Source organism: Streptococcus sp. SO2 (genome assembly GCF_030440025.1).
Window position 1 is genome coordinate 208,357 of sequence record NZ_JAQFJH010000003.1, and the last position, 23,236, is coordinate 231,592.

Consider the following 23,236-nt stretch of genomic DNA (forward strand, 5'->3'; position numbering starts at 1 on the left):
CTTCTTTCTAGTATTAGTCATCTTTTAAGCTGGAAAGATTGTAAAATCAACTAGATCACCATTATCAATCAAACGATGTCCAGCTTCTAGAACATCCTCCAAAGTAATTTCCTGTAAAATTTTCGGAAAATCAAAAATTGTTTCTCCACGATCCATCGGATCGTATTGAGTTGCAATAAATTCCAAAGAGTTCATGCTACTGAAAAACTCACCAAACATCTCACTCTTAACAAGATCCAAATGCTCCTCAGTAATATCCGCATCACTACTAAACTGACGAATCGCTTTACGAAATTGGTGCGAGAGAGAAACAGGCTCATTGGTGTCCATTGTCAATATCACAAAATGAAAGCGACTGTTGACTTCAACCTCAAGTGACAATGACGCATCTAACTTCCCAGACTCATATAACCTTTGAAAACGATCAGAAGTCCAACCAAACATCATCGTAAATAGTAATTTCAATAAAATATTGTAACGATAAGACTCAGTTTCTGTTATTTGCCCATTACCTCTAATCGCAACAGCAAGTTTAGGTGAAGAAACTTCCATCCGAAGACTATCTGTTTGCTTCACAGGCTGCAAGGGTAGTTGCTCTTTTGAAACCGTAAACTGTTCTAAAGTCTTCTTTTCCTTTTTTGAAAAGTATTCCTCAACAACTTTTACATCAATATTTCCAACTAAAAACAGTGACATGTTGACAGGTTTGTAAAAGTCTGTAAAGTTCTCTTTTAAATTTGAAACTTGAATCTCAGAAATTGATTTTTCACTTCCAACAATATCTGTTGCTAAAGGAGTATCAGGATAAAGGTTGGCTAATGTTGCAAAAAACAAACGTGAGTCTGGATCGTCTTGGTACATTTCTCGTTCTTGCTGGATAATATCCTGTTCCCTCAAAACAGACTCTTCTGTAAAATGAACATCTCCGACTAACTCATCTAGCAAATCTAAATTTTCTAATAGATGGTCAATTGTTGAAAAAAGATAGCTGATCTTAGTAAAGCTTGTAAAGGCATTACTGTCCGCACCTAATCGAGTAAATGCAGCCATTATATCCTCGGAGTTTTCTCTTTCAAACAATTTATGTTCAAGAAAATGTGCAATTCCTGCTGGATGATGACGTAAACCTTTTCCCAAGCTTGTATAAGTTGCATCTACAGAACCAAATTGAACTGTTACAATCCCATAAACCTCATTGAAATCTTGTTTAGGGAGTAAAGAAACTGTCAATCCATTTGACAATTGTGTTTTGTAGACTGTTTCCTTTACAGCAGGATAGTATTTTTCTTCAAAAGTAACCTTTGTCATTCTACTCCTTCCATAAAGTAAATCGCTTGTAGCTTCAAACTGTTGGCAGCTTTACATACCGCTTCTTTATCAACACTCTCTAATTTTGCCACCAATCGATCAATGTCAAAGCTTGATTTCCCCAATAGAGCATTCAAATAGACTCTTTCAAATAGGGTCTGTTGATTATCTTGAGCCATCAACAAAGATCGTCGAATCATCTCCTTGGTTTGTTCAAGTTCAAAATCTGTAAAGTTACCCTTTTTCAGATCTAGCAATTGATGATTCATCATTTTTCTAGCCTGATTTCGATTTTCTCTATCAATACCCGCATACATCCTTAACAGACCACTAAACAAATCCAATTGACTCGAGACTGTATAGGCTATTCCAGCATTTTCACGAACGTTTGTAAAAAGTTTCGAATGTGCAAATTCACCCAACAAACCATTCATCACAAGCATGGGCAAATGCTCATCATCACCATATTTTACAGGAGAATGATAGCCTAATTCTAAAATAGATTGCCCAACATTCCTCTGAACCATTCCTTCTCGTAGAACATTCGAATAAGATTGATGGTACTGGATAGTGACACCGTTCTCTCTAGCTGTAAAGGGTAATGACTTCAGTGATTCTGTAATTTCTACTTCGTTGAAATCACCTAAGAAAAAGAAATCAATACGATCATTCTTCAGAGCATTTTGAAAGCACGTGTAGCTACTTTCCGGAGACTCATTTGAAATGCTATTTCGTAAATCACTGTATCTCAATTGAAGACGTTCATCATGGAAGAACAAGCTATCTAACTCCTTATGAGCAAAATAAAATGAATCATCCATATCAGTAGCTAAACTAGTCAATAACTGTTTTCTTTCAATTTCAAACAAGGCTGGCTCAAAAGCACCATCTTGAACTAAGGGGGAAAATAAAGTCTGTTTTACTAATTCCAAAATTCGAGAAGTCAAGACATTTTTTTTACTCAAAAACTCATCCCGCACGTAGGTAAATGTTAAGTCAAGAATATGTGCTTGTCCTCTACGATAAGCACTTGTGGAAATATCTGTTCCATATAAACTAGCCAAATATCTGCGAAATGCTTGTGATGTTGGATAAGCTTGATTTGCCGTCTCCAACATACTTGCACTTAACATACGTCCTGCTATTGTCTCAAGAGATAAGGGAGCAGTAAAACGAATAGTGATTTTATTTGTTTTAAACTTTTTGGATTGAACAAAATGTGCTGAAATTCCAGGCACTAACTCCATACCTTACCTCCTTACATATAGAGTTCTATTATACCACGAAAATCAAAATTTTTCTTGTTCTCTTTATAGCTTTAAAGAGTAAAACCGTTTTCATTTCAGCTAACTTTCCTTCAGCTATTTCAAGGAAAATATGGTATAATACCAAAGATTGAGGTGAATTATGGAATACAAATTATTTGAAGAATTTATTACGCTCCAAGCCCTCCTAAAAGAACTTGGAATTATACAAAGCGGTGGTGCTATCAAATCCTTTTTAATAGATCATCAAGTTTACTTTAATGGTGAATTAGAAAATAGACGTGGGAAAAAAATCCGTATTGGAGATACGATTGACATTCCTGATTTAAAGATTGACATCACCTTGACAAAACCAAGTTTAAAAGAGCAAGAAGAGTATCAAGCAGATAAGATTGAGAAAGAGCGAATTGCTAAACTTGTCAAAGAGATGAATAAAAGTGTCAAGAAACAAAAAACTTCTTCATCGCCTAAAACCAAACAAGCTCCACGTTTTCCAGGAAGATAACCATGTGGCTCCAACATTTAACAATTAAAACCTTTCGAAACTACAAAGAGGCAAAAATTGATTTCAATCCAAAATTAAATGTCTTTCTAGGTCAAAATGCACAAGGAAAAACCAATATTCTAGAAGCAATCTATTTCTTGGCCTTGACACGTAGTCATCGGACTCGTACAGATAAAAATCTCATTCATTTTGATAACGAGCAACTCCATCTTTCTGGCTTGCTACAGAAAAAAACAAGCTCTATCCCTCTAGAAATTGATTTAACGCCAAAAGGGCGTGTGACTAAGGTCAATCACTTAAAACAAGCTCGCCTATCAGACTATATCGGACATATGAATGTTGTCCTCTTCGCACCTGAAGATCTCCAGCTAATTAAAGGAGCGCCCTCTGTCCGTCGAAAGTTTATAGACATCGAACTAGGACAAATTAAACCAATCTACTTGTCAGACTTGTCAAACTATAATCACATACTCAAGCAAAGAAATACTTATCTAAAATCCAGCCAGAAGATTGATGAAACATTTCTGTCAGTCTTAGATGATCAGTTAATAGAGTATGGTTGTCGCGTTATAAAGCATCGGATAAAATTCATTAAAGACTTAGAGAAATTTGGTCAAAAAAAACACTTAGAAATTTCAAATAAATTGGAAGAGTTGTCAATATCTTATCAATCATCTGTCAACTTCACTGATGAAGAACAGCTAACAAATTCTTTTAAAATTGCTTTGGAGAAAAGCAGATCCAGAGATTTATTTAAAAAGAATACTGGAGTTGGCCCTCATCGAGATGATATTTCTTTTTATATCAATGGTATGGATGCTAGTTTTGGAAGCCAAGGTCAACATCGTAGTCTTGTTCTCTCTATCAAACTAGCAGAGATCGAGCTAATGGAAAGTATTACCAACGAGTCTCCGATACTCTTGCTCGATGATGTTATGAGCGAACTTGACAATACACGGCAACTAAAATTACTAGAAACCATTTCTCAATCTATCCAAACCTTTATTACAACAACAAGTTTAGACCACTTACAAAACTTGCCAGAAAACCTTAGTATTTTCAACATTCAAAAAGGTAAAATTTCTGTAAATCAAGATTGACAACTTTGTAAACAAAAAGAACTCCTGAAAATCAGGAGTTCTTTTTTACTACTTACATAGAGTAGTTTGGTGCCTCATTAGTGATTTGTACATCATGAGGATGGCTTTCTTTTAGACCAGCCCCAGACATTTCAATAAATTGAGCGTTGTCGTGTAATTCTTTAAGGTTAGCTGCACCACAGTAACCCATACCAGAGCGAATACCACCAATCATTTGGAAGACAATATCAGCTGCTGCACCTTTATAGGCAACACGTCCTTCAATTCCTTCTGGAACAAGTTTGTTTGCTTCATTGACAGAACCTTGGAAGTAACGGTCACTTGAACCTTTCTTCATTGCAGCGATTGATCCCATACCACGGTAAGTTTTAAACTTACGTCCTTGGAAGATTTCCGTTTCACCTGGTGCTTCGTCTGTTCCAGCGAACATTGATCCAAGCATAACCGCATTTCCACCTGCAGCAAGGGCTTTTACAATATCTCCAGAATACTTGATTCCACCATCAGCAATGATTGTTTTTCCATATTCACGCGCAACTGCTGCTGCATCATAGATTGCTGTCACTTGTGGGACACCAACCCCTGCAATCACACGAGTGGTACAGATAGAACCTGGTCCAATACCGACTTTGACAACATCTACACCTGCATCATAAAGAGCACGCGCACCTTCTGCAGTGGCAATATTACCCGCAATCAAAGTGCGGTCTGGGAAGTGAGCACGAATTTCAGCAATTTTACGTAGAACACCAGCAGAGTGACCATGTGCAGTATCAATTACAATCGCATCCGCTCCTGCTTCAAAAAGAGCCTCTGCACGTTCAAATGTATCTGAAGTGACACCTACCGCACCAGCAACTAGAAGACGACCAAACTCATCTTTTGCTGCATTAGGAAATTCAATTACTTTTTCGATATCTTTAATAGTAATCAAGCCAGAAAGACGACCTTCTTCATCAACCAAAGGAAGTTTTTCAATACGGTGTTCTTGAAGAATGCTTTCAGCTGTTGCAAGGTCTGTACCAACAGGAGCAGTAACAAGATTTTCACTGGTCATATGGTTTGAGATTGGCTGATTGTAATCTGAAATAAAGCGAAGATCTCGGTTTGTTAGAATACCAACCAATTTACGATTTTCAAGTGTCTCCACAACTGGAACACCACTGATACGGTAACGTCCCATCAGTTCATCTGCTTCAGCAATCGTGTGTTCTGGAGTCAAAAAGAATGGATCAATAATAACACCATTTTCAGAACGTTTTACCTTGCGAACTTCATCTGCCTGTTGCGCAATAGACATGTTTTTATGGATTACTCCAAGACCACCTGCACGAGCAATGGCAATAGCCATTTGACTTTCTGTGACTGTATCCATGGCGGCTGTTATAATTGGGATATTTAAAGTCAGATTATCTGCCAATTTTGTTGTTAAATCTGCATCATTAGGCAACACATGACTTTCTGCTGGAATGAGCAATACATCATCAAAGGTAAAACCTTTTTTTAAAAATTTAGTATCCCAATTAGACATTCAAGTTTCCTCTTTTCTTTCTTTTTGAGCTTGACTCTTTTTGTATTGTATCTATCATACCATTCTATGAAAATTTGTCAATTATATTTATGGTAGAAATCATAAAAAAACTATCCCTGTGATCCTATGGAAGAGATAGTTTTACGATTCATATTTTATCTATTATTTAAAATAATTTAGTCCCATTGCTCCCTTAACTTCAGATAGAGTTTGCCCCGCAACCTCACGCGCTTTCTCACTACCTTTTTGAAGCATATTGTACACTTCTCCCATATCCTTAGCAAATTCGATACGGCGCTCACGAATAGGACCAAGTTCGCGTTCTAATATTTCAAGTAGATAACGTTTCGTCTTCACATCACCAAGACCACCACGTTGATAATGTTCTTTCATATCCGCAATTTCTTGAGCATCTTCTGGACGACCAAACACATCTAGATAATGGAAAACCATGTTTCCTTCAATCTTACCTGGATCCTCCACTCGAATATGATCCGAATCAGTATACATGCTCATGACTTTTTTACGCAACGTATCCGCATCATCTGCTAGATAAATACCATTATTAAGGGATTTAGACATTTTAGCATTTCCATCTAGACCTGGCAAACGCCCTGCTCTCTCATTTTCTGGATAAATACCTTCCGGCTCCACCAAGACCTCACAATTATAAGCATGATTAAAGGAACGAACAATCTCACGAGTTTGCTCAATCATTGGTTTCTGATCTGTCCCAACAGGAACATAATTAGCCTTGAAGGCAGTAATATCTGCTGCTTGCGCAATCGGATAAACCAGAAATCCTGTCGGAATACTTTCTCCAAACCCTTTCTGAGCGATCTCTGTTTTCACTGTAGGATTGCGCTCTAAACGTGCTAGTGACACCAAATTCATATAGTACATAGACAGTTCAGCTAACTCTGGAATCTGACTTTGAATAAAGATGGTTGATTTACTTGGATCTAATCCAACTGCTAGGTAATCTAAGGCAACATTCCCAATCGATTCTACAATCGTTTGAGGATCTTTGGCGTGATCTGTCAATGCTTGTTGGTCCGCCAAAAAAACAAACATCTCATACTTGTCTTCTTCCTGCAGTAATACTCTATTTTTAAGACTCCCAACATAATGTCCAATATGCAGTTTTCCTGTTGGGCGATCTCCTGTTAAAATAATGGGTTTCGTCATTTTTTTCTCCTTCGAAATGGTCTCTTCAATTATAGCATTTTTTTGTTAAAATAACAGAAAATTATTTAAATCAAACGACTAACTCTTTGTAAATAAACCTGTAAATTTAATTGACATAAAATTGACAAACAAAAATTTGAATATTTCTCTCTTTTCTAGTAGAATAAATATATTACATATTATAGGAGAAAAACATTGCTTACAGTATCTGATGTTTCACTACGTTTTAGTGATCGCAAACTTTTTGATGATGTCAATATCAAATTTACAGAAGGAAATACATACGGATTAATTGGTGCTAATGGTGCTGGGAAGTCTACATTCTTAAAAATCTTAGCTGGTGATCTCGAGCCAACAACTGGTCATATCTCTCTTGGTCCAGATGAACGTCTCTCTGTTCTCCGTCAAAATCATTTTGACTATGAAGATGAGCGAGTTATTGATGTCGTTATTATGGGAAATGAAAAACTTTACAACATCATGAAAGAAAAAGACGCCATTTACATGAAGGAAGATTTTTCAGATGAAGATGGTGTTCGTGCAGCCGAACTCGAAGGTGAATTTGCTGAACTTGGAGGTTGGGAAGCAGAAAGTGAAGCGTCTCAACTACTTCAAAACCTAAACATTCCAGAAGAATTGCACTATCAAAACATGAGCGAATTAGCCAATGGTGAAAAAGTGAAGGTTCTCCTTGCTAAAGCCTTATTTGGTAAACCTGATGTTCTTCTTTTGGACGAGCCAACCAATGGTTTAGATATCCAATCGATTACTTGGTTAGAAGACTTCTTGATTGATTTTGATAACACCGTTATCGTAGTATCCCACGACCGTCACTTCTTAAACAAAGTGTGTACTCATATGGCCGACCTTGACTTTGGAAAAATCAAACTCTATGTCGGAAACTACGACTTCTGGAAGGAATCTTCTGAGCTTGCTGCTAAATTGCTAGCAGACCGTAATGCTAAGGCAGAAGAAAAAATTAAGCAATTGCAAGAATTCGTTGCTCGCTTCTCTGCTAATGCTTCTAAATCAAGACAAGCAACGTCTCGTAAAAAAATGCTTGACAAGATTGAATTAGAAGAGATTGTGCCATCTAGTCGTAAATACCCATTTATCAACTTTAAAGCAGAACGTGAGATTGGTAATGATCTCTTGACAGTAGAAAATCTAACTGTAAAGATTGATGGCGAAACTATCCTAGACAATATTAGTTTCATCTTGCGTCCAGGTGATAAGACAGCTCTTATTGGACAAAATGACATCCAAACGACTGCATTAATTCGTGCAATTATGGGTGACATCAACTATGAAGGAACCGTCAAGTGGGGAGTTACTACTAGCCGTTCTTACTTGCCAAAAGACAACTCGGCTGATTTTGCAGGAGGAGAGTCAATCCTTGACTGGTTGCGTCAATTTGCAAGTAAAGAAGAAGATGACAATACCTTCCTACGTGGTTTCCTCGGTCGTATGCTCTTTTCTGGAGATGAGGTTAACAAACCTGTAAACGTCTTGTCAGGGGGAGAAAAAGTACGTGTCATGCTTTCAAAACTCATGCTCTTGAAATCAAATGTCCTTGTACTTGATGATCCAACAAATCACTTGGACTTGGAATCTATCTCAAGCTTGAACGATGGATTGAAAAACTTTAAAGAATCAATTATCTTTGCTAGTCATGATCACGAGTTCATTCAAACCTTAGCAAACCATATTATTGTTTTGTCTAAGAATGGTGTCATTGATCGTATTGATGAAACCTACGATGAATTCCTAGAAAATGCAGAAGTACAAGCAAAAGTTAAAGAACTTTGGAAAGACTAATAAGACTTCAAAACTCAGTTGGGGTAACCAACTGAGTTTTCTATCATTCTGCGAGGTAACATGAAATCATTTTTTAAAACATATTGGACCTATTTTATTTCTTTCATCATCCCTTTAGTAATTATGACTGGAGTATACCTAACTCAAGGTATCTACTGGAATAGCGATGCATCTCCACTATTAGGAGACGGTTTCCATCAATACGTTATTTTTGATGTAGCTTTACGAAATATTCTGCATGGAAATGGTAGTTTGTTTTACACCTTTACAAGTGGCCTCGGACTGAATTTCTATGCTCTATCTAGTTATTACTTGGGTAGTTTTCTTTCACCCCTAGTTTACTTTTTTAATCTGTCGAATATGCCAGATGCTGTCTATCTAACCACTCTCTTAAAATTTGGATTGATTGGTCTGTCAACCTTCTTTAGTCTAAATAGATTATTTAAAGATATCCCAAAATTTTTAAAACTTGCCTTATCTACTTCCTATGCTTTAATGAGCTTCACTGTCAGTCAGTTAGAGATAAAAACCTGGCTAGATGTTTTTATCTTGATTCCTTTCATTATAACTGGTTTACACCTACTTATAACACAAAAGAAGCGCCTACTATACTTTACAAGTTTGTCAATCTTATTTATTCAAAATTATTATTTTGGGTATATGACAGCATTGTTTCTTATTTTCTGGTATCTCTGCCAAATTTCTTGGGACTTTAAAACTCGAAAATCATCTTTTCTTGATTTTGTTGTTACCTCCTTTTTAGCAGGAATGGTTAGTTTGATTATGACTCTTCCTACACTGTTTGATTTACAAACTCATGGGGAGAAGTTAACTGCCATCACAAAATTAAAAACAGACAGTAGCTGGTATCTGGATATTTTCGCAAAACAATTCATTGGATCTTTTGATACAACTAAGTATGGATCTATACCAATGATTTTTGTTGGATTGCTTCCCTTTATTTTGACCATTCTATTTTTCACAATAAAATCCATTAAGTTTCACGTGAAACTTATCTATGCAATTTTTTTTACTTTTTTAATAACAAGCTTTTACATAGAGGCACTTGATTTATTTTGGCAAGGGATGCATACCCCAAATATGTTTTTGCATCGCTATGCTTGGATTTTTTCCACTCTGTTAATTTATACTGCAGCAGAAGTCTTAAATCGTCTGAAAGAACTGAAGCTATGGAATCTATTTGTCTCACTTTTTCTTGTACTAACAGGATTTTTGGCCACTGTCTATTTTAAATCACACTATTCTTTTTTAACTGATTTGAATATCCTACTCACTCTTGAATTTTTACTAGTTTATGCTCTTTTACTTCTTGCAGTCATTAGAAAATTTATCTCTGTAAATCTATTTGCAATCCTTTTGTCTTTATTTATAACAGCTGAGATAAGCTTAAATGCATCATCTCAAATGGAAGGAATAGCTAAAGAATGGGCCTTTGCTTCTCGTAGTGCCTATAATAGAGATATCACCGCTATGGAATCCATTCTAAACCAAGTTGACAATCCATTTACACGTACTGAAAAACTGCAAATTCAGACTGGAAATGACAGTATGAAATTTAACTACAATGGAATCTCTCAATTTTCGTCTGTACGAAATCGCTCAGCTAGCACTAGTTTGGATAAACTGGGATTCAAATCCTCTGGAACCAACCTCAATCTCCGTTATGCAAATAACAGTCTTTTAGCAGACAGTTTATTTGGAATCCAGTACAATATTTCTGAAACTTCACTTGATAAGTATGGCTTTCAAGAGATTTATCAAAAGGATCATTTAACCTTATATAAAAATCAACTCTCTTTACCCATTGCCTTTGCCACTCAATCTATTTACACAGATGTAAACTTTAACAATCACACTCTAGATAATCAGGCTTTATTTATAAACCAGCTTGCTAATCTCAACTTAGATTACTTCTCCCAAATAGCATCTGATAAAACAGATACTTCAGATGGTTTAACCAGCATCACAGGTTCTGCTAATGAAGATGCAAAGATTGATTATCAAATTGAGGTTCCTCAAAATAGTCAAGTCTATCTCTCTTTTTCAAATCTTCATTTTACAAACGATAAGCAAAAGAAAGTTGACATCATTGTCAATGGAGAAAAGAAGACTTTTACAACTGACAATGCATTTAATTTCTTTAATTTGGGTTATACTGAAAAACAACAAACTTTCAATATCAGTGTTAGTTTCCCTGGAAATTCTCAGGTGTCATTTGAATCTCCAACCTTCTATCATTTAGATACTCAGGCTCTTACTGAAGCAATCCAAAAGATTAAAGAACAACCTGTAGAAGTATCCACCTCTAAAAATAAAGTCTTTGCTACATATGAAGTCAAACAAGATACCTCTATTTTCTTCACTATTCCTTATGACAAAGGTTGGTCTGCATACCAAGATGGGAAAAAACTTGAAATCAAGCAGGCTCAGACTGGTTTTATGAAAGTTGATGTTCCAAAAGGAAAAGGCACCATTACACTTTCCTTTATCCCCAATGGTTTTGTTATTGGAGCAGCCTGCTCACTAACTGCCCTTCTTCTTTTTTGGATCTATAATCACAGACGAAATTTATCTAAGACAGAAAAAGATTGACCAATTTCTTGGCCAATCTTTTTAATCTTCTTCCATTTTCTTAGGTTGGTAAGCTAGCATACCTAAAGCAGTAAAGAAAGCTAGAGTTATAATAAGGAAAATCACTTGATGATGAATATTTCCTGTCATAGAGATTGTTTGTCGTAAGCCTGATACAGAATAACTCATTGGTAACCAAGGATTGACACCTTTGAAGAAATCATTTGTCAAAGCAAGGGGATAGGTCCCTGCACTTGATGCTAACTGTAATAAAAGTAAAATAAGAGAGAAGAAAGCTCCAATACGGCTATTCCAAGTTGTTAAAGCTGTCACCATAGACATGAAAGCTAAACTTGTGATTATAATTAGAATCAAGGTCCTCATCTCATGGTTCGCAGTCAATCCAATAAGATGGACACCTCCATAAACTAAAACACCTGCTAAGACAGCTATAATCCCATTTATTTCAGAACGAGACTTCAACCAAGCCCAACGGCTCTCTGGATGACGTCCAGAAGGCAACTTAGCAAAAATCATATTGGTAGATATAGCAGCAACAAAAAGAGCAACTGATATCATATAAGGAGCCATGGCAATCCCATTCACAGGAACTTGGTCGTTGTCTGTTTTTGAAAGAACTAGAGGTTCAGATAATGTTTCTGCATTTTTAGATTCTGTTGAAGCTGATTTGAGTTGATTATTAGCATTGCCTAATCCTTGTCCTAATGAATCAACTCCTGTCTGTAAATCTTCAAGCCCAGAGGTTAAGGTTGTTCCACCAGTTGCTAGTTTTCCAGCACCATCTGCAATCTTCATAGCGCCACTTCCTAGTTGGGATGCTGCAGAAAGTAACTGTGTTGATTTGTCTGTTAATTGACCAGAGCCAAATTGTAATTTAGTAATACCTGCTATCAGCTCTGGACTCTTATTATTCAATTGAGCAGAACCAGATGACAAACTTTCTATACCTGATACTAATTCTGGAGCTTTTCCAGCTAACGCATCTACTCCAGCTGTCAAGGTTGATGTATTTTCTGTCAACTTACTTGATCCAGAAACTAATTTATCTAGACTAGTTGTTAAACTTGTATTCTTTTCACTTAGTTGATTAGCACCAATAGAAATAGTATCCAGTCCTTTAGTATAGTTTACAACACCTTTTTCAATTGACTGACTTCCAGGAACTAACTGATTATTTACAGAAGTTTGTAATGTTGTAAATCCATTTGACAAGGTTGTCAAGGAGCTAGATGCTGCAGGTAAGAGTTGATTTGCTTTCGTCTGCACATCAGATAGATTAGATACTTGTTGTTCTGAATTCTCTATACTTTCTTTTAATCCTCCTACTGTCGTTAAAATTGTTTTTGCTGACTCAATAGTAGAATTAGAATTTTTAGAAATAGCTTCTGTCAGTTCTTTCTTTTGTTCCTCTGTAAGAGATTGATAAGTAGCTGTTGATTGAAGGTTAGCAATAGTTTTCTCTTGTTCTGTCTGACTTTTGGTCACAATATCCTGAGCAAGAGTTGTTAGATTTGGCAAAGCTTCTGACAATGTACTTTTCAGTTGAGTATTATCTGATATTGTAAGAGCTTGTAGTGTTTTATTTAGTTCTCCTAAGCTTGTTGCCAATTGCGCTATTTCTTCACTTTGTTGAGATGAGGACTCTAATTGGCTTGAAATTTCTTTAATACCAGTATTTAATTGCTCCATTCCATCCCTTAGTGTATCTGATTGGTTGGATAATTGACTTGTTCCGTTAGAAAGTTCTTTCACACTACTTGTATAAGCATTTACACCAACTGAAAATTGATTGAGACCTGTATCCAGTTGTGAAACGCCACCTGTATAGGACTTTATACCTGTATTTAGCTGATTTACACCTGTCACCAACTCAGGAGTTTTTGAAGATAATTGACCAAGTCCAGTGTCAACTTGTGAGACAGCATTTGTATAACTTTGTAAACCATTATTAAAAGTTCCTAAACCAATATGTAATTGCTCTATAGCAGACACATAGCTAGATAAGCCTTTTGTAAATTGATCCGCTCCATTTGAAAAAGTTACACTTGAGTTAGCTAGAGTATTAAGATTTGTCGTCAATGTTTGACTTCCCGTTACCAACTGATCGGCTCCATTAGCCAATTGTTCACTTCCTTCAGCTGCCTTATTTATTCCAGACTTCAAATCATTCATTTTTTGAAATAAAGCCTTAGTGTACGTTTCAGTAACATTAGTAGAGACGGTTTGTTTTAATTGTGTCATTGCAGAATCACTCATCTTACTTGCAATAAAGCTATGCCCACTTGACGTCTGATAATCAATCTGCATCTGTTCAGGATGATTCGTTAGGATAGAAGTAGCTTTTTCAGATAGATCACTTGGTAAAGTCACTACCATGTAGTAGTCACCATCTTCTAGCCCTTTTTCCCCTTCCTCTTCATTAACAAAGTGAAAATCTAAAGCCTTATTTTCTTTTAAATTAGACACCATGTCTTCACCAATTCTCATTGTCTGTCCATTATAAGAAGCTTCCTTATCTTTATTGACAACTGCCACAGGTAACTCCGATACTTGACCATATGGATCCCACATGGACGATAAAAATATAATGTTGTATAAAGCTGGAATGAGAGAAATCCCTATCATTACAATGATAAAGGTCGGTTTTTTAAATATTGCTTTCCATTCTTTAAACATGTTTCCTCCTTTTTTACACATATTGTCTAAAATTTTGATATAATAGATTATACATCAAAAAATCTAAATTACAAGGTAAAAAATATTTTTTTAGACACATAGTCTATTTTGTTTACAAGGAGGAATTATGAAAGAAAGTAACAAACGTTTAAAAACAAAACGAATTATCGAAAATGCCATGGTTCAATTATTGATGGACCAGCCCTTTGATCAAATTTCTACTGTCAAGTTAGCAGAAAAAGCCGGAATTAGTCGTTCCAGCTTTTACACTCACTACAAGGATAAGTATGATATGATTGAACTCTACCAAAGTAAGCTATTTCATACCTTTGAGTATATTTTCCAAAAACATGCTCATCACAAAAGAGATGCTATTTTAGAAGTATTTGAATATTTAGAGTCTGAGCCACTCTTGGCTGCACTCTTATCTGAAAATGGGACAAAAGAAATCCAAAATTTCTTGAGAAATAAGCTTCACATTATGCTTAGCACCGACCTTCAGAAACGCTTTATGAAATTACAACTCACTCCAATAGAATTAGAATACAGCAGTATTTATCTAACAAATGCCCTATTTGGTGTTTGCCAGACTTGGATTGCTCACGGAAAAAAAGAAAGTCCGCAAGAAATGACAGACTTCCTTATGAAAATGTTAGGTGATGTCAACTAAAAAAGAACACCATTGGTGTTCTTTTTTTTATCTGACTCCGCCAGTAGGACTCGAACCTACGACATCATGATTAACAGTCATGCGCTACTACCAACTGAGCTATGGCGGATAAAATAGTCCGTACGGGATTCGAACCCGTGTTACCGCCGTGAAAAGGCGGTGTCTTAACCCCTTGACCAACGGACCATCTATCTGTAGCAGATATAACCATTATATCAATTTCTTACTAATTGTCAATCACTTTTTAGATTTTTTCTCTAGAATATCTTTTAGTTTGCGAACTTTCAAACGGGTAATCGGGCAACGATGATCTTCATAAAAGACAACTTCTAAATTCTTTCGATCAATTTCTCTCACATTTCCCACATTGACAAGGAAAGATTTATGGGAGCAATAAAATCGCTGGGTATGTTTGTCCTTTTCCTGAATATCTGTCATAGTTCCATAGAATTCTTTAGCAAAATTCTTACCAATAATCCGAAGTTTATGAGAAACTCCTGTGGTTTCGATATACAAAATGTCATGGTAAGGAATTTTCAAATCATTTCCCTTATAGTTGTAATCAAAATAGTCTACAACATCTTCGTTTTCAAGCAGCATACTCTTAGTGTAAAAAATACTCTGCTCGATACGTTTTTTGAACAATTCATCATTGATGTCTTTGTCTACAAAATCTAGAGCTGATACCTGGTATTTGTAAGTTAAGGTAGCAAATTCAGATCGACTGGTAATAAAGACAATAATAGCATAAGGATTGTGATGACGGATAAACTGAGCCACTTCAAAGCCTTTTTTCTCGATTCCATGAATATCGATATCTAGGAAATAAAGCTGGTTTACTTCATCATTTTCGATATATTCCTTAAACTCACGAACTTTTCCTGTTGTCTTATATGAAATAGGAATATTCGATTCTTCCGAGATTTCATTTAATATTCTCTCTAGTCTCACTTGATGTTCAATAACATCTTCTAAAATTAATACTTTCATTCGAATTCCCTCTTAAATCTAATAATTTGTCTAAATGTGTTGTCTTCCATCTCTGTTTCTAAAATAATGTTGTCATACTTATCTAAAATCTCCTTGACATTATTAAGTCCTAGACCTCTATTTCTTCCCTTGGTAGAGAAACCTAAGGCAAATAAATCCTCTGAAGGCGTCATAGTGATTTTGCATGAATTCTGGATAACTATAACTGTTTCAAAATCCATTTTAATGACTGCAACTTCCATTTGTTTCAAATAACTATCTGCAGCACCTTCAACAGCATTGTTTAATAAAATGCTCATGATACGAACAAGATCAAGTAAATCTATTGACAGTCTAGTAATGATATCCTTTACTTCCAATGTAAACTCTACATCATTTTTTCGTGCATAGACAATCGATTGAGCAATTAAACTTCGTAAAGCAGAGTCTTCTATATTATTTAAATCAAAGTAAGTATATTTTTCTGACCTCAATTTCTGATTTGCTTTTACTAAGACTTCATTGTAAACCCTGTTAATTTCTTGTAAATCTCCACTGTCAATCGCCATTTGCATGCTAACAAGCATCCCTGCATAGTCATGACGAAAACCGCGAATTTCATTATATAACTCCACAATTTCATCAGTATAAGTCTGTAAATGTTTTTGTTCAAATTTCTTTTGTTTTAGAGCAATCTCTTTTTCAATTTGAACCTTGTGAGAATTCATTGCAAAGAAAATCAATAACAAGCAAATAAAAACAATGGTTGATAAAATACTTCCGAAACTATTTAAATGATGAGTTGTACTTACTATATCTGAAATAAACAATAAGATATGTAAACCAAAGAAAGCAACTATTACTTTTTTTAAAAAAGGATACAGATAATCTTTATCAAAATAGGTAAGTTCTAAATGGAAATAAGTAATAATTTTTTTAATAATAAAATATGTTAGTAATAGTACTCCTAAATAAAACATCACTTCATGTTCTATCACAAAAGCATCACCTGTTATAGAGGATAGGGTTACTGATAAAAAAGTATGTGTACTATGATATAATAAAGACAATAGTAAACTGATAAACATTCCTTTATGCTTATCATACTTCTTTAAAACTACTATAGAAGTATATAGAATAAAAGGAAATATAAACTTTTCAATCCCTAACCCAGCTAATGAAATAAAGTCAAAGAAAAATTCAGCTACAGACTGATATACAAATATACAAGCTATAAATAAATATCTTTCTTTTTTAGTTACTTTACAAATTAATTCATAGCTTATTGTTAAAATAAAAATATGAAGAATAACTATTCCAAATCCTAATAAACTCATCCTATCACCCTATAATATTACTACTTTGTCCTATTTGAAAAAAGATGTTTAAAAAAGTAAGGTAGTCTTTTATCTCCACCTCGAATCTCCTGCAATTCTGCCTCTGTTACTTCTTTAAATTGTTCCAACTTTTCTGTATTTTTCATAATGAAATCTCCTGTATTATTTTTTCTTGTAAGTTAACTTACACACCTATTATACAAAATGAAGACCATGTAAGAAAAAATTCTTCCCAACTGTACATTTTTGCACCTGAAACGCACTTTTTTAAGAAAAAAGCTGGGATAAATCCCAGCTTCGCATCTAAAATTGATCCCAGCAGGATTCGAACCTGCGACCGTTCGCTTAGAAGGCGAATGCTCTATCCAGCTGAGCTATGAGACCTAACATGACCATTCTATCAAAAAACAAGAGCTAAGTCAATCTTCTATTTGTGGTAAGGAGAACCCTGTTGAATTGTAAAAGCACGGTAAATTTGTTCAACTAAAACCAATCTCATTAACTGATGTGGTAATGTCAGACGTCCAAAACTGACAGAAAGATTGGCCCTATTTTTTACAACAGGAGCTAGACCCAAACTTCCTCCAATGATAAAAGTAAGCGTTGAGTATCCTTTGATAGAAGCTTGCTCTAGTTGCTTACTAAATTCCTCTGAGGAGAGTGTTTTTCCTTCAATGGCTAGAACAACGACAAAGTCTCTTTCTCCAACCTTAGAAAGAATTCTTTCACCTTCTGTTTCCAAGATTTTTTGATTTTCTAATTCACTGGCTTTGTCAGGTGTCTTCTCATCAGTGAGCTCAATCATTTCTAATTTGGCGAAACGTGAAATTCGTTTGGTATATTCAGCAATTCCATCTTTAAGGTATTTTTCTTTTAATTTTCCTACTGTTACAATTTTTATTTTCATTCTTCTATTCTATCATATCCACACTTCATTTCACATCTTATACACACAAAAATCATTCAAAAATACAAGTGAATTCACAGAATAAAGCGAGTTATCCACAACTTGTGTAAAACTTTAAGCTTTTAAGTTTGGATTAAGTTAATAGGTTTATAATCTGAGTAAATAAATAACAAACGGAGGCGTTTATGAAACACTTACAAAAATTTTACAAAAAAGGAGTTAAAGTTCTAGCAATCATTCTAATCGGATTTTTAAGTGGTGCCTTAGGAAGTTTCGTAACATTACAACTTTATCAAAAACAAGGAAATCAAGCTACAAATAATAATTCTGGCACTGTCACTCAAACATCCTATAAGAATGAAAATTCAACCACTCAAGCAGTAAATAAAGTTAAGGATGCTGTTGTCTCAATCATTACTTATTCTTCTTCTAGCAGTAGACAAAGTAGTGTATTTAATGCTGACGACACTAATTCTGATTCAGACAATCAACAAATCGCAAGTGAGGGATCAGGTGTTATCTATAAAAAGGATGATAAAGATGCCTATCTTGTAACTAATACTCACGTTATCAATGGAGCTTCAAAAGTTGATATACGCTTAGCTGATGGTACCAAGGTTCCTGGTGAAATTGTCGGATCTGATACCTTCTCTGATATTGCTGTCGTTAAAATTTCTTCAGAAAAAGTTACAACAGTCGCAGAATTTGGGGATTCAAGTCAACTTAGTGTTGGAGAAACAGCGATTGCTATCGGTAGTCCTCTAGGTTCAGAATATGCTAATACAGTTACACAAGGGATTATTTCAAGTCTTAATCGAAATGTTTCTCTAAAATCTGAAGACGGTCAAGCTATTTCAACAAAAGCCATTCAAACAGATACAGCCATTAACCCTGGTAACTCTGGTGGTCCACTTGTAAACATTCAAGGACAAGTAATTGGTATTACATCAAGTAAAATTGCAAGTAATGGTGGGACATCTGTAGAAGGTCTTGGTTTTGCAATTCCTTCAAACGATGCACAAAATATCATTAAACAGCTTGAAAGTAATGGTAAAGTGACTCGTCCTGCTCTTGGAATTCAAATGGTCAATCTGTCAAATGTTGGAGCTAGTGATCTTAGAAAACTTAACATTCCAAGTGGCCTTACTTCAGGTGTAGTTGTTCGATCTGTTCAAAACAATATGCCAGCAAATGGACATCTTCAAAAATACGATGTCATTACCAAAGTTGACGACAAAGAGATTACCTCATCAACAGACCTACAACATGCTCTTTACAATCATGCTATCGGAGATACTATCAAAGTAACCTACTACCGTAATGGTAAGGAGGAAACAACCTCAATTAAACTAGATAAGAATTCTGGTGATTTAGAGTCTTAATTGACATCAGTGTAAAGAAAACTTTACAGAAAGTAAAAGATATGTTAGTGTAGAATCATGGAAAAATTTGAAATGATTTCTATCTCTGAAATACAAAAGAATCCTTACCAACCTCGGAAAGAATTTGATGTAGAAAAATTAAAGGAATTGGCTCAGTCAATCAAAGAAAATGGGCTCATCCAACCAATCATCGTTCGTCAATCTCCTGTAATTGGTTATGAAATCCTTGCAGGAGAGAGACGATATCGGGCTTCTCTCTTAGCTGGTCTTACTTCTATTCCAGCCGTTGTAAAACACCTCTCAGATCAGGAAATGATAATTCAGTCTATCATTGAGAATTTGCAGAGAGAAAATTTAAATCCTGTTGAAGAAGCACGCGCCTACGAATCTTTAGTAGAAAAAGGATTTACTCACACTGAGATAGCGGATAAAATGGGGAAATCTCGTCCTTATATCACTAATTTTATTCGTTTACTTTCCCTACCAGAATATATCTTAACTGAAGTAGAAAATGGAAAAATTTCTCAAGCGCATGCACGTTCACTAGTTGGTTTAGATAAAGAGCAGCAAGACTATTTCTTCCAACTAATCAAAAATGAAGATATTTCTGTGAGAAAGTTAGAAGAACTTCTTACAGAGAAAAAACAAAAGAAGCAAAAAAAAAGTGATTCTTTCATCAAAGACGAAGAAGATAAATTAAAAAAACTACTCGGTTTAAGTGTAGAAATTAAACTTTCAAAAAAAGATACTGGAAAGATTATTATCTCCTTTTCAAGTCAAGAAGAATACGATAGAATTATTAACAGCCTGAAATAAGGCTGTTCTTTTATTTTCTTAACCCACAAATTTATCCACTAATTTTTTTATCAAAAACCTTATTGAATCAAGGAAAGAGCTATTTATCCCCAACCTGTGGATAAATACTACTAACATTGTGGATTCTTTTCCACAATCTGTGGAAAATTCCTACTATCTATGGTAAAATAATTCTAGCACTAAACTACTAAAATCATAGTAAAGGAGGAAAAATAGTTGAAAGAAAAGCAATTTTGGAATCGTATTTTAGAATTTGCTCAAGAAAGATTGACACGATCTATGTATGATTTCTATGCTACACCTGCTGAACTCATCAAAGTAGAAGAAAACACAGCTACTATATTTCTACCGAGATCAGAGATGGAAATGGTGTGGGAAAAGCAATTAAAAGATATTATCATTGCTGCTGGTTTTGAAATTTATGATTCTGAAATCAAACCTCACTATATTTTCACTAAACCTCAGAGTACAGAATCTCCTCAAGTAAATGATACGAATAGTGTCTCTACTTACGATTACACACCTGCACTACCAACGATTCCCTATTCCGAAACAGGGTTAAAAGAAAAATATACCTTTGATAACTTTATTCAAGGTGATGGGAATGTTTGGGCGGTATCTGCTGCACTAGCGGTATCTGAAGATTTAGCTCTGACCTATAATCCTCTTTTCATCTATGGAGGACCTGGTCTTGGAAAGACTCACTTGCTCAATGCGATTGGAAATGAGATTTTGAAAAATATTCCTGATGCGCGTGTCAAGTACATTCCTGCCGAAAGCTTTATCAATGACTTTCTTGAACACTTGCGACTTGGGGAAATGGAAAAGTTCAAAAAAACTTACCGTAGCCTTGATCTCTTATTGATCGATGATATCCAATCTCTCAGTGGCAAAAAAGTCGCAACTCAGGAAGAATTTTTCAATACCTTCAATGCTCTTCATGATAAGCAGAAACAGATTGTCCTAACCAGTGATCGTAGTCCCAAACACCTAGAAGGCCTTGAGGAGAGGCTTGTCACGCGCTTTAGCTGGGGATTGACGCAAAATATCACCCCTCCTGACTTTGAGACACGTATTGCCATTCTTCAAAGTAAAACAGAGCATTTGGATTACCATTTCCAAAGTGATACTCTGGAATACTTGGCTGGCCAATTTGATTCAAATGTTCGAGAATTAGAAGGAGCAATCAACGATATCACTTTAATTGCCAGAGTGAAGAAGATTAAGGATATTACTATTGATATTGCTGCGGAAGCTATTAGAGCACGTAAGCAAGACGCCCGCCAGATACTTGTTATTCCAATTGAGAAAATCCAAACTGAAGTTGGTAATTTTTATGGAGTGAGTGTCAAAGAAATGAAGGGGACGAGACGAGTTCAAAACATCGTTTTAGCGCGTCAAGTTGCCATGTACCTAGCTAGAGAACTGACAGATAACAGTCTTCCAAAAATCGGAAAAGAATTTGGCGGAAAGGATCACACCACCGTTATTCACGCCCATGCTAAAATCAAATCATTGATTGACGAAGACGATAATTTACGTTTAGAAATAGAAGCAATCAAAAAGAAAATCAAGTAGCTTGTGGATAAGTTTTCCTTTCTTATCTTTTTTATCCACATTTTTTAAACAAGCTCCAAAGCTTGAATTTACTAAATAACACCCAGTTTTCCACAGAATTCACACACTCTATTATTACTATTAACTTTCTAATACTAAAAATAAATAAAGGAGAATCCATGATTCATTTTTCAATCAATAAAAATTTATTTCTACAAGCCTTAAATACCACAAAACGAGCAATAAGCTCTAAAAATGCTATTCCAATTTTATCAACAATCAAAATTGACGTTACCAATGAAGGAATTACTTTAATTGGCTCAAACGGTCAAATTTCTATTGAAAATTTCATTTCTCAAAAGAATGAAGATGCTGGTCTCTTGATCACTTCTCTGGGTTCGATTCTTCTAGAAGCTTCTTTCTTTATCAATGTGGTATCTAGTCTTCCAGATGTAACGCTAGATTTTAAAGAGATTGAACAAAAACAAATTGTCTTAACAAGTGGCAAATCAGAAATTACTCTAAAAGGAAAAGATAGCGAACAGTACCCACGAATCCAAGAAATTTCAGCAAGCACACCTTTGGTTCTTGAAACCAAACTACTCAAGAAAATTATCAATGAAACAGCATTTGCTGCAAGTACGCAAGAAAGTCGTCCAATCTTAACAGGTGTCCACTTCGTATTGAGCCAACACAAGGAACTAAAAACAGTTGCGACAGACTCACACCGCCTTAGCCAGAAGAAATTGACTCTTGAAAAAAATGGTGATGATTTCGATGTAGTAATTCCTAGTCGTTCTCTACGCGAATTTTCAGCGGTATTTACAGATGATATTGAAACTGTAGAGATTTTCTTTGCAAATAATCAAATCCTCTTTAGAAGCGAAAATATTAGCTTCTACACTCGTCTCCTAGAAGGAAATTATCCTGATACAGATCGTTTGATTCCAACAGACTTTAACACTACAATTACTTTTGATGTGGTTAATTTGCGTCAATCTATGGAGCGTGCTCGTCTCTTATCAAGTGCAACTCAAAATGGTACTGTGAAGCTTGAAATTAAAGGTGGAGTTGTTAGCGCCCATGTTCACTCTCCAGAGGTTGGTAAAGTAAACGAAGAAATCGATACGGAGCAGGTGATCGGGGATGATTTGACCATTAGTTTCAACCCAACTTACTTGATTGATTCCCTCAAAGCTTTAAATAGCGAAAAAGTGACCATTAGCTTTATCTCAGCAGTTCGTCCATTCACTCTTGTTCCAGCAGATACTGATGAAGACTTCATGCAACTCATTACACCAGTTCGTACAAATTAAGTGAAAGAGGTTGAGCCTAGCTCGCCTCTTTTATGATATAATCGAAAAAGAAAAGGAGAGTAGTATGTATCAAGTTGGAAATTTTGTTGAAATGAAAAAGCCACATGCTTGCACAATCAAGTCAACAGGAAAAAAAGCCAATCGTTGGGAAATTACACGTGTTGGGGCAGATATCAAAATCAAATGTAGCAATTGCGACCACCTTGTCATGATGAGTCGCCATGATTTTGAACGAAAAATGAATAAGATTATTGACTAAGAACCCTTAGTTAGAGAGT

At 35.3% G+C, this 23,236-nt stretch carries 19 protein-coding genes and 3 tRNA genes; 10 read left to right on the plus strand and 12 right to left on the minus strand.

From position 1 onward, the window contains the following. Positions 1 to 24: 24 nt before the first annotated feature. Positions 25 to 1,308, minus strand: coding sequence for a pitrilysin family protein (locus PCY17_RS05370; protein ID WP_042903079.1), 1,284 nt, complete (start codon positions 1,306 to 1,308; stop codon positions 25 to 27). Next, positions 1,305 to 2,555 carry a pitrilysin family protein gene (locus tag PCY17_RS05375; protein ID WP_084945034.1) on the minus strand — a complete coding sequence of 417 codons (1,251 nt, stop codon included), beginning with the start codon at positions 2,553 to 2,555 and terminating at the stop codon, positions 1,305 to 1,307. Before PCY17_RS05375 ends, PCY17_RS05370 begins: the two co-directional genes overlap by 4 nt. Positions 2,556 to 2,715: 160 nt before the next feature. Here PCY17_RS05375 and yaaA point away from each other — a divergent pair, with 160 nt between their 5' ends. Beyond that, complete coding sequence (yaaA, locus tag PCY17_RS05380; RefSeq protein WP_084945033.1) at positions 2,716 to 3,078, plus strand: S4 domain-containing protein YaaA; 363 nt, start codon at positions 2,716 to 2,718, stop codon at positions 3,076 to 3,078. Between the two features lie 2 nt (positions 3,079 to 3,080). Next, on the plus strand, positions 3,081 to 4,178 hold the full coding sequence (gene recF, locus PCY17_RS05385) for a DNA replication/repair protein RecF (RefSeq protein ID WP_084944234.1): 1,098 nt from the start codon (positions 3,081 to 3,083) through the stop codon (positions 4,176 to 4,178). A 52-nt stretch (positions 4,179 to 4,230) separates the two neighbouring features. On the opposite strand, the gene guaB is transcribed toward recF, so the two are convergent. Both guaB and trpS read right to left on the minus strand, forming a co-directional pair. Then, positions 4,231 to 5,709, minus strand: a complete 1,479-nt coding sequence (gene guaB, locus PCY17_RS05390) for an IMP dehydrogenase (RefSeq protein WP_000073416.1) — start codon at positions 5,707 to 5,709, stop codon at positions 4,231 to 4,233. A gap of 162 nt (positions 5,710 to 5,871) precedes the next feature. Continuing rightward, positions 5,872 to 6,897, minus strand: a complete 1,026-nt coding sequence (gene trpS, locus PCY17_RS05395) for a tryptophan--tRNA ligase (protein ID WP_000165463.1) — start codon at positions 6,895 to 6,897, stop codon at positions 5,872 to 5,874. 195 nt (positions 6,898 to 7,092) lie between these two features. On the opposite strand from trpS, the gene PCY17_RS05400 reads away from it, so the two are divergent. Both PCY17_RS05400 and PCY17_RS05405 read left to right on the plus strand, forming a co-directional pair. After that, entirely contained in the window at positions 7,093 to 8,715 is a 1,623-nt protein-coding gene (locus PCY17_RS05400) for an ATP-binding cassette domain-containing protein (protein ID WP_084945032.1), read from the plus strand. 60 nt (positions 8,716 to 8,775) lie between these two features. Then, positions 8,776 to 11,328: a YfhO family protein gene (locus tag PCY17_RS05405; RefSeq protein WP_301392096.1), complete on the plus strand. Its 2,553-nt coding sequence runs from the start codon at positions 8,776 to 8,778 to the stop codon at positions 11,326 to 11,328. A 21-nt stretch (positions 11,329 to 11,349) separates the two neighbouring features. Here PCY17_RS05405 and PCY17_RS05410 read toward each other — a convergent pair whose 3' ends face one another. After that, positions 11,350 to 14,004 carry a YhgE/Pip domain-containing protein gene (locus PCY17_RS05410; protein WP_000472066.1) on the minus strand — a complete coding sequence of 885 codons (2,655 nt, stop codon included), beginning with the start codon at positions 14,002 to 14,004 and terminating at the stop codon, positions 11,350 to 11,352. Positions 14,005 to 14,131: 127 nt separating this feature from the next. Here PCY17_RS05410 and PCY17_RS05415 point away from each other — a divergent pair, with 127 nt between their 5' ends. Continuing rightward, the gene (locus PCY17_RS05415) at positions 14,132 to 14,674 is read left to right on the plus strand and encodes a TetR/AcrR family transcriptional regulator (RefSeq protein WP_000665080.1); all 543 of its coding nucleotides are present in this window, start codon (positions 14,132 to 14,134) and stop codon (positions 14,672 to 14,674) included. Between the two features lie 35 nt (positions 14,675 to 14,709). Here PCY17_RS05415 and PCY17_RS05420 read toward each other — a convergent pair. The 7 genes from PCY17_RS05420 to rlmH form a co-directional block, all read right to left on the minus strand. Continuing rightward, positions 14,710 to 14,783, minus strand: a tRNA-Asn gene (locus tag PCY17_RS05420). A gap of 5 nt (positions 14,784 to 14,788) precedes the next feature. Then, positions 14,789 to 14,860: transfer RNA gene (locus PCY17_RS05425), tRNA-Glu, on the minus strand. 51 nt (positions 14,861 to 14,911) lie between these two features. Then, positions 14,912 to 15,664 carry a competence system response regulator transcription factor ComE gene (gene comE, locus PCY17_RS05430; RefSeq protein ID WP_000866079.1) on the minus strand — a complete coding sequence of 251 codons (753 nt, stop codon included), beginning with the start codon at positions 15,662 to 15,664 and terminating at the stop codon, positions 14,912 to 14,914. Continuing rightward, a complete protein-coding gene (comD, locus tag PCY17_RS05435; RefSeq protein WP_000054555.1) occupies positions 15,661 to 16,980 on the minus strand; it encodes a competence system sensor histidine kinase ComD in 1,320 nt (439 codons plus the stop codon). Before comD ends, comE begins: the two co-directional genes overlap by 4 nt. A 20-nt stretch (positions 16,981 to 17,000) precedes the next feature. Then, a complete protein-coding gene (gene comC / locus PCY17_RS05440; RefSeq protein WP_002874960.1) occupies positions 17,001 to 17,126 on the minus strand; it encodes a competence-stimulating peptide ComC in 126 nt (41 codons plus the stop codon). 164 nt (positions 17,127 to 17,290) lie between these two features. Then, positions 17,291 to 17,364 (minus strand) — tRNA-Arg (locus PCY17_RS05445). 43 nt (positions 17,365 to 17,407) lie between these two features. Next, complete coding sequence (gene rlmH, locus PCY17_RS05450; protein WP_000694219.1) at positions 17,408 to 17,887, minus strand: 23S rRNA (pseudouridine(1915)-N(3))-methyltransferase RlmH; 480 nt, start codon at positions 17,885 to 17,887, stop codon at positions 17,408 to 17,410. Positions 17,888 to 18,072: 185 nt separating this feature from the next. Between rlmH and PCY17_RS05455 the strand changes: the two genes are divergently transcribed. The 5 genes from PCY17_RS05455 to PCY17_RS05475 all read left to right on the plus strand — a co-directional run bounded on the left by PCY17_RS05455 (position 18,073) and on the right by PCY17_RS05475 (position 23,217). After that, a complete protein-coding gene (locus PCY17_RS05455) occupies positions 18,073 to 19,269 on the plus strand; it encodes a S1C family serine protease (RefSeq protein ID WP_084944230.1) in 1,197 nt (398 codons plus the stop codon). A 57-nt stretch (positions 19,270 to 19,326) separates the two neighbouring features. Continuing rightward, a complete protein-coding gene (locus PCY17_RS05460; RefSeq protein ID WP_084944229.1) occupies positions 19,327 to 20,085 on the plus strand; it encodes a ParB/RepB/Spo0J family partition protein in 759 nt (252 codons plus the stop codon). Positions 20,086 to 20,301: 216 nt separating this feature from the next. Then, positions 20,302 to 21,663 carry a chromosomal replication initiator protein DnaA gene (dnaA, locus tag PCY17_RS05465; protein WP_000660625.1) on the plus strand — a complete coding sequence of 454 codons (1,362 nt, stop codon included), beginning with the start codon at positions 20,302 to 20,304 and terminating at the stop codon, positions 21,661 to 21,663. Between the two features lie 158 nt (positions 21,664 to 21,821). Beyond that, the gene (gene dnaN / locus PCY17_RS05470; protein ID WP_084880301.1) at positions 21,822 to 22,958 is read left to right on the plus strand and encodes a DNA polymerase III subunit beta; all 1,137 of its coding nucleotides are present in this window, start codon (positions 21,822 to 21,824) and stop codon (positions 22,956 to 22,958) included. A 64-nt stretch (positions 22,959 to 23,022) separates the two neighbouring features. After that, complete coding sequence (locus tag PCY17_RS05475) at positions 23,023 to 23,217, plus strand: DUF951 domain-containing protein (protein ID WP_000285183.1); 195 nt, start codon at positions 23,023 to 23,025, stop codon at positions 23,215 to 23,217. The last annotated feature ends 19 nt before the right edge of the window (positions 23,218 to 23,236 follow it).